The organism is Psychrobacter sp. PG1 (genome assembly GCF_014897815.1).
Taxonomy (GTDB): Bacteria; Pseudomonadota; Gammaproteobacteria; order Pseudomonadales; family Moraxellaceae; genus Psychrobacter.
On sequence record NZ_JABUZG010000007.1, the window covers coordinates 13929 to 21614 of the forward strand.

Below are 7686 nucleotides of genomic sequence, written 5' to 3' on the forward strand. Positions count from 1 at the left end.
TTTTAAAGCTGCAACCTATTTTTAAGACGACAAGAGATGATGTAGATGAGCTTCGAGGCGGAAATTTTAACGCTAAGAATCGTTCGGGATTGAGAATTATCTAGGGTTGTAGATTGAAGCTATAAAGTCAAAGTTCTATAAATGTTTGGGCGCAAAGGGTGAATACTCTTTGTGCTTTTCTATTTTTGTGAGCACATGTTTATATAATAAGTATAATACTACTTATTGAACCTTTTAAAACTTAGAGCTCCTGAAATATATGAACTCACTCAATCGTCGTTGGCTGACATACTGGTATAAAACTTTAAAATATGCTGAAATCAAGCCTATTGAGGTCATTAATGACCCGCTCATACAAGATAGTTTTCACTGTATTAAAGAGCTAGATAAGCTCCTCGTTGATAAGCTATGGCGCCAAGCGCAGGCTAGAAAGGAAGATACCAGTATAGAAATAGCACTTTGCCCCGCACAGTCACAGATGGTCATGGAAGACCAATATACTGAAGATGACTCCGTGGAACTATTCTGGATCATTGTTAAACTAGATAGAAACGGAAGGCTGTTTGTAGATTCTGACAACAAGCCAAATTCAAAGCCATTTTTTGTTCGTGATTACTTGTCTCCAAATCCAAAAAACTATACCGCCTTGTCGGATATAGAGACAGTTGATAATGCTCTAGCCTCATTTAAATTTAATGGTCAATCTATTGAAAGTCACTGGAGAGAGTGCGAAGCACTATTCCACAAGATTACAGGCAAAAATTTTAATGCATTTAACAATTTTGAGAAATGCCATCTATATATAGAAGTTGCTCCAAGACGTGGCATGGCTGCTAATGTTTTTAAGCTATATAAGTATTTGCTCAAAGAAGATAACACTACTGATACCTTGAGCCTATTATCAAATATTATTAACGATAAGCCGATAGCTAAACGGCTATATCCTAAACCACAAAAAGTATTGAATGATGAAAGCCATATCGGACAGTTCAGTGGACAATTCCCATTGTCAAAATCACAAAGGGTTAGTATGTCTGCTTTCAATACTCATGCTGATGGTGAAGTAATCGCTGTTAATGGTCCACCTGGCACAGGAAAAACAACTCTTTTACAGTCTATCGTTGCCAACCTAACCGTACAGTATGTTTTAGATGACAAACCGCCACCATTAATCATGGCAAGCTCCACCAACAACCAAGCTATTACTAATATATTATCAGGATTTACACTTCCTGACGATGATGATCCTCTCACTAATCGTTGGTTACCAGACATACCATCACTTGGTTTATACATGTCTTCTAAGAAATCTAAAGATTATTTAATGTATGCTTTAAATAAAAAAAACAAAACTGTAGGCTTCTTTGGAGACTATGAAGCTCGTTCCGCAGATGAGCTTGAAGCATCATTTATCAGTAACGCACAAGATTATTTGGGTATAAGTATTCGCTCAGTTGTTCATGCGAAGGCGTTACTAAAGTCTGAAATTATCAAACGTCAACAACTGATTATTTCAGCTCTAGATACTGCCTCAAATTTTAGCAAAATTGAACAAACACTGATTGATTTAGGTTTTCAGAACTTAACCGCACTACAAGGTACAATCATTCAATTGGAACAACATTATAGTAAACTGGCTAGTAACATAAAGAAGTGGGAGCAAAGTAAAGAAGACTTATATAAAGCTTACGACTCTCAACCTTTTCTCGCCAAACTATTTCGTTTTTTGCCATTTTTGAAGCAAAGGCGTGCAAGTCAGTTTAAGCTTATCGTCTCTAAAATAGATGTATCAATGTTGGAAGTCAGCGACTGGAGTAATCACTATCATATTATAGAAAATATAGATAATTTACTGATCAAAAATTATGAGAAGCTGAGGGTGCAAAGGGATAATTTAACATTAAAAACTAATCTCAAAAAGAGCATCGAGAAGCTTGAGCAAGATTGGCAGAGTTTGACCAAGGACTGGAATTGTACTTATCAATCTAAAATGAATGTGCTTTACGATAAGACTGGCGAAGAATATAGAAACTTGGATGTTCAAGAGGATATCAATATTAAATTGGACATCTCCTATCGTTATGAGGCATTTTGGCTAGCACTGCATTATCGAGAAGCTGATTATGTATCAAAGCTTGCGAAAATTACAGATAAATCCAGTCCAGAATATGGTCATAAAACATATAAAGAAAAACTACAACGTTATGCCTGTCTCACGCCGATATTTATTTCCACGTTTTACTCTGCACCCAAATACAGTCGATATTATAGCGGTAAGGAAGAGCGCCCTTATGATGAACTGTATGATTATTTAATAGTTGATGAATCGGGTCAGGTAGCGCCTGATATCGCGTTACCTACGTTTGCTTTAGCTAAAAACGCATTAGTAGTTGGTGATACCAAGCAAATAGAGCCTATATACTCTGTCAGCCAGTCTATGGATACCGTGAACTACGGTCTATACGTGTGTAACGACCTTGAAAATATAAGTGAGAAGCAGCTTGATATACATAAGTCCCAAGGTAAACTTGGTGGTTGCGGTTCACTCATGCAGATGGCTCAACACGCCAATCTTTACGAAGATAATCCTTCAAATAATACTGATACCAAATATTTAACCAACGGTCTGCTGTTGACTGAGCATAGGCGTTGTCTAGATCAAATAATATCTTATTGTAATGACAATATTTATTACGGTCAGCTTGAACCTATGCGTGGAAATAAGTGCAATATTAACCTAGATTTCGTTTTAGGCAATAAAGGCTATGTTCATATTGATTATCCCAGTGAGCGACGTGGTAAAAGTCGCATTAATGCTTTAGAAGCATTAGCGATAGCTGCTTGGATTGATAGTAACAGCGAGGTTCTAGAAAAAGAGTATGGTAGAAATATCCATGACGTAGTAGCTATAGTAACGCCTTTTAAACCACAGACTTTAGAAATAAAAGAAGCATTAAGCCAGTATAAACCAGCTTTTAAGAAAATAACGGTAGGTACAGCGCATGCGCTTCAAGGTGCTGAAAGACCGCTTGTACTGTTTTCTTTAGTAGCCAGCCCAAAAGACAGTGTGAGCTTTATAAATAGCCAATATAATTTGCTCAATGTGACAGTCTCTCGCGCAAGAGACCATTTCGTATTATTTGGGAATATGGAAACACTTGCCATCTCACCACGAACCCCTTTAGGTAACTTAGGGAAATGGCTATTAAACAACCTTAATGCACAAATTGATAATAGTTTTGTCTATGACCTCGTTGGGGAAAAGAAGCCCTCTAAAGTTTATGCTAATCTTATTAAAGAGCACATTAATCAGCTTGATCGTCACGATGAAATACTTATTGAAGCTTGTAAAAGAACAATTAATGAATTAATCATTGTATCTCCTTTTTTATCAGAAAACGCATTGTCAGATAATCTAAAACTAGAACTGAAAAACGCTGTTAGTAGAGGCGTTATGGTTATTGTGTATTGCGATGCTAGGTTAGATATCGATAACACAAAGACGCGCAAAAAAAATTCTAAAGAAGCTATATCAGTTTTAAAAAATATTGGTGTAACTATCAAAGTGATTGACGGTATCCATTCAAAGTCAATGATGTTTGAAACAGACAAAGGGGTGGTATTAGTAGAAGGATCATTTAATTGGTTGTCAGCAGTGAGAGATAAAGACAGTTATTTTAGCCGCTATGAAGCTTCTATTTTACTGGTAGGTGAAAGCATTAGACCGCGTATAGAATCAGTCAAGAAGCTACTTAAGGAGCGCAGTCATAGTATTGGTTGTTAAATATATTATAAAATTTTAATGTAATAGTTTTAATAGCTGGCTCAAACATGAATGATTAAGAAGTTTATTCTAAGTAATTTCAGTATAAAATCTATACTTATTTACGACTAATAAAGTATAAATTTTATACATCATCAGCGACCAAAATGTATTTTTTATACTTACTAATATATGTTAAAATACGCTAAACGTCTTAATGAAATAATCTATACAGCCCTTATAAGGCAGGGGTTTATAGGTTAACATAGATTAAAGTTATTTAATGAAATATGGTGGGTCTAGCCTGTCACGCCGGGGGTCGCGGGTTCGAGTCCCGTCCGCTGCGCCATATTTAGTAAAAAGCTAAAACGAATTTAAACTTTCAAGTTTAAGCAAGTTTCGCCTCAAGTATTAGTTTACTTGAGGTTTTTTTGTGTCTATTAATTCTGCCATACCTCTATTCACTTGCCTCTCATATCATTTGTCCTCAACCACCCTACCAGCTCTTCTCACTACTCTGAATCGTAATAATTATTGCTAGTGGTTTAGCCTACCAACTACTTCAACATATCTCCTTGTTTACAAAAATAATAAAGCTGACCATTTAGTCAGTTAATTTAATAAAATCATAAACTTAGGTAATATCAAATACTTAGAAGGCTTGATAGACCATTATTTTGAGCCAGCATATGGTTGTCACTCATTATAAAACATGCTTAACTGTTTCAAAGTGTTAAGAATTATTGCGGATAATATAGCCAACAGAGCATTTTTTATACTTTTGACAATACTTATATCGATAGCATTTATCTTCATTATTTTAGATTGCTATCAAAAATTGACCGCGCTTTATCCTTAGCAGCATTGACCCGTTTTGACAGGAAGTTAAAACGCGCTTCTGTCATATACCCAGCCTGCTAGGATGACCCACTCTATATAAAGGAATATTACTGTGCGTTATCACTTATTTGCAAACCTGCCACTGGCTAGCCAATTATGTAGAACCAATATTCAGAAAAAACTGTTTTTTAGTAGCTCATTAACCACCGCTTTAGCCGCGATCGTTGCCTTAGGTACGATGAGCAGCAGCCATGCAAAGGTGCTTTTCACCGATACCAGTCTTTCTGTACTATATGGTAATGATTATGAGCTGGTAGAAGACGGAGAATTGACGACCATCACTCTGGAGCACGCATCTACCCACAGTTGGGGCGGCGTATTTTTCTTCGTCGATCGCCATCAAGGCGCAAATGATATTGAAAACAATAGATTTAAAGAAACGTATGGCGAGTTTGCTCCCAAGTTAAAGCTTACAACTTTCGATGATAGCTTTATCAAACAGCTCAATCTAGCAGGTCAATATGAGTTTGGCTCAAACAGTACAGGCTTTAGCCAAGACAACTATATGATAGGATTAGGGGCAGATTTGAATGTCCCTATTTCTGGTATGAAGTACGCCTCCGCTTCCTTATATCATGTCTTCAATGACAATACTGATGATGACCAACAAATCACCTTAACCTACGGTTGGGAGAAAAATAACGTTGTGATAGATGGTTATATAGACTACTCTTTTAACAACGACGACTTAAAAGATCAATTGCACATCAATCCGCAAATAAAATACAACTTACAGCCACTATTGGGCATTGATAATCGCTTAGAAGTCGGTATAGAATATAGCTATTGGAAGAATAAGTATGGTAGTGATACGACCCAAAATACACCTAGTGCTCTAGTGAAGTTTCATTTTTAATCGTCTATCTGGTCTGACAGATCGCTCTAAAATAGTACTCAAACAATCCTCATGCAACCTCTCAAGCCAGCATGAGGATTTTTATTTTATACGGGTTAAACGGATATCTGAGATTCTATTTATTTTCAAAATCAATGCGTATTTATAAATTTCGTTATGGTTTTACGACGTATAATTATTCAGCATTTTTTTATTATACAGAGGACAAAATATGGAATATAACCACATACCCAGACAATCATTAGGCTTCTTCCCCACTCCATTGATAGAGCTTACTAGGTTAAGTAAAGAACTTGATGGCCCTACTATCTTTATGAAACGAGATGACAATACAGGATTGGCATTGGGTGGCAACAAAACCCGTAAGCTTGAATTTATCCTGGGTGATGCCCTTGCTCAGGGTGCTGATTGCGTGATTACGGCAGGAGCTGCACAATCCAATCATTGTCGCCAGACTGCTGCTGCCGCTGCAAGCTTGGGACTTGACTGCCATTTAGTATTAGGCGGAGAAGAACCCGAGCAAGCAAGTGGCAATCTTTTATTAGACAAAATTTTTGGATCATATATCCATTGGGCAGGTGCCCATCGCAAAGGGGAAGACATCCCTAAAATCGTTGAACAGTTAAAAAAACAAGGCAAAAAACCATACGTCATACCTTATGGTGGCTCCAATGAGCTGGGTGCTTTGGCCTTTGTAGAGGCTTTTAAAGAGTTAGAGTCACAACGTAAAAGTATGGACGTCTCATTTACTCATATCGTTTTTGCCTCTAGCTCTGGCGCAACACAAGCCGGTTTGATGCTTGGTAAAAAAATACTCAACTCGCCTGCGCACATTGTGGGTATCAATATCGATAAAGGTGAAACAGACAAAGTACCGTTTGATCAGTATACCGTCGCACTTGCCAATAACACCGCCACCCTTATCGGTGCCGATTACCAGTTTTCAGAGATCGACTTAATACTTAACTCCGATTATGTGGGCGACGGTTATGGTGTGGTTGGTACTTTAGAGAACGAAGCCATTGAGATGACTGCGCAAACAGAGGGCATACTTTTGGACCCTGTTTATACGGGTCGGGCGATGGGTGGACTCATAGATATGATTCGGTCTGGCAAAATCAAAAAAACAGACACTGTCTTATTCTGGCACACGGGCGGCGCTCCGGCTTTGTTTGCTTACTCAACTGACTTAGATATGATGAAAAGAAATGGATAAATAAATTTTGATGCATTAATACAAACTGTATATATTAACTACGATCTTATGAGCGTTGATTCAGCCGGCTCACACTAGCAATCAACGCCACCATAATCACTCCCATAATGATGAGAATCCCAGACATCATGTGCGCTCCCTCGTAATTCAGCGCCTCTACTTGCTCGTATATCGCAATCGAGACCACTTTAGTCTCATCGGATATACTACCCCCTATCATCAAAACCACGCCAAACTCACCAATAGTATGGGCAAAACTTATTAAGCTGCCGAGCACAATACCGACACGCGCTTGTGGCAGAGCGACTCTGAGAAACCGTTTGAAACGGCTTGGCTCCAATAAATGTGCCACTTCCATCACGCTTTGTGGAATACGTAAAAATTGGGCGTAGACAGGCTGAATATAAAAAGGTAAGGAGTAAATAATTGAACCAATGACAAGACCTTCAAAGGTAAATATCAAGGAACTGATATTATGTTCGCTAAGCCATTTACCAATACCGACACTAGGGCTTAACAGTAATAAAAGATAAAAGCCGATGACGGTAGGCGGCAAAACCAATGGCATGGCAATGATGCCCATAAGCAAGACTTTAAGACGTGCCACAACTTGCCTACGACTGGGCTTAGCGAGCCAATAAGCCACAGGCGTTGCGAACAGTAATAAACAAATGGTAGTGACACCAGCAAGCTTAATACTGACCCAAAATGGACTAAGCATATCGGACATAAGAGACTGGTATATCATAATGTCACTGCTCGTTGCCATTCGTTATGAGGATAAAGGATCTATTGTATCTAATATTAAAAGATTGAACAGACAAATATAATGTCAGCTCTTATAAATAGCGCGTTGATAAACAAAGCGCATTGATAAACAAACAGTGTAGCGTTTATCAGTCATAATATCAGTCTGAACCGCCCCGGGATTGTCGGAGACTCAACATTCTG

General features: G+C 38.0%; 4 protein-coding genes. 3 read left to right on the top strand and 1 reads right to left on the bottom strand.

The genetic code is table 11. The annotated features are described in order from the left end of the window. The first annotated feature begins 259 nt into the window (after window positions 1-259). The 3 genes from INT03_RS00175 to INT03_RS00185 all read left to right on the top strand — a co-directional run bounded on the left by INT03_RS00175 (window position 260) and on the right by INT03_RS00185 (window position 6735). Window positions 260-3784: an AAA domain-containing protein gene (locus INT03_RS00175; RefSeq protein ID WP_193007097.1), complete on the top strand. Its 3525-nt coding sequence runs from the start codon at window positions 260-262 to the stop codon at window positions 3782-3784. Between the two features lie 931 nt (window positions 3785-4715). Further along, the gene (locus INT03_RS00180; RefSeq protein ID WP_319020724.1) at window positions 4716-5519 is read left to right on the top strand and encodes a DUF5020 family protein; all 804 of its coding nucleotides are present in this window, start codon (window positions 4716-4718) and stop codon (window positions 5517-5519) included. 211 nt (window positions 5520-5730) lie between these two features. Next, window positions 5731-6735: a D-cysteine desulfhydrase family protein gene (locus tag INT03_RS00185; RefSeq protein ID WP_193007098.1), complete on the top strand. Its 1005-nt coding sequence runs from the start codon at window positions 5731-5733 to the stop codon at window positions 6733-6735. Window positions 6736-6781: 46 nt separating this feature from the next. Here INT03_RS00185 and modB read toward each other — a convergent pair whose 3' ends face one another. Continuing rightward, window positions 6782-7483 (bottom strand): molybdate ABC transporter permease subunit, encoded by a 702-nt coding sequence (gene modB / locus INT03_RS00190; RefSeq protein WP_193007099.1) that lies wholly within the window; start codon window positions 7481-7483, stop codon window positions 6782-6784. Between the last annotated feature and the right edge of the window lie 203 nt (window positions 7484-7686).

Excerpts from the sequence above, each read along its gene's own strand:
- INT03_RS00175 (WP_193007097.1), top strand. The coding sequence starts at position 260 with ATGAACTCACTCAATCGTCGTTGGCTGACATACTGGTATAAAACTTTA.
- modB (WP_193007099.1), bottom strand. The coding sequence starts at position 7,483 with ATGATATACCAGTCTCTTATGTCCGATATGCTTAGTCCATTTTGGGTC.
- INT03_RS00185 (WP_193007098.1), top strand. The coding sequence starts at position 5,731 with ATGGAATATAACCACATACCCAGACAATCATTAGGCTTCTTCCCCACT.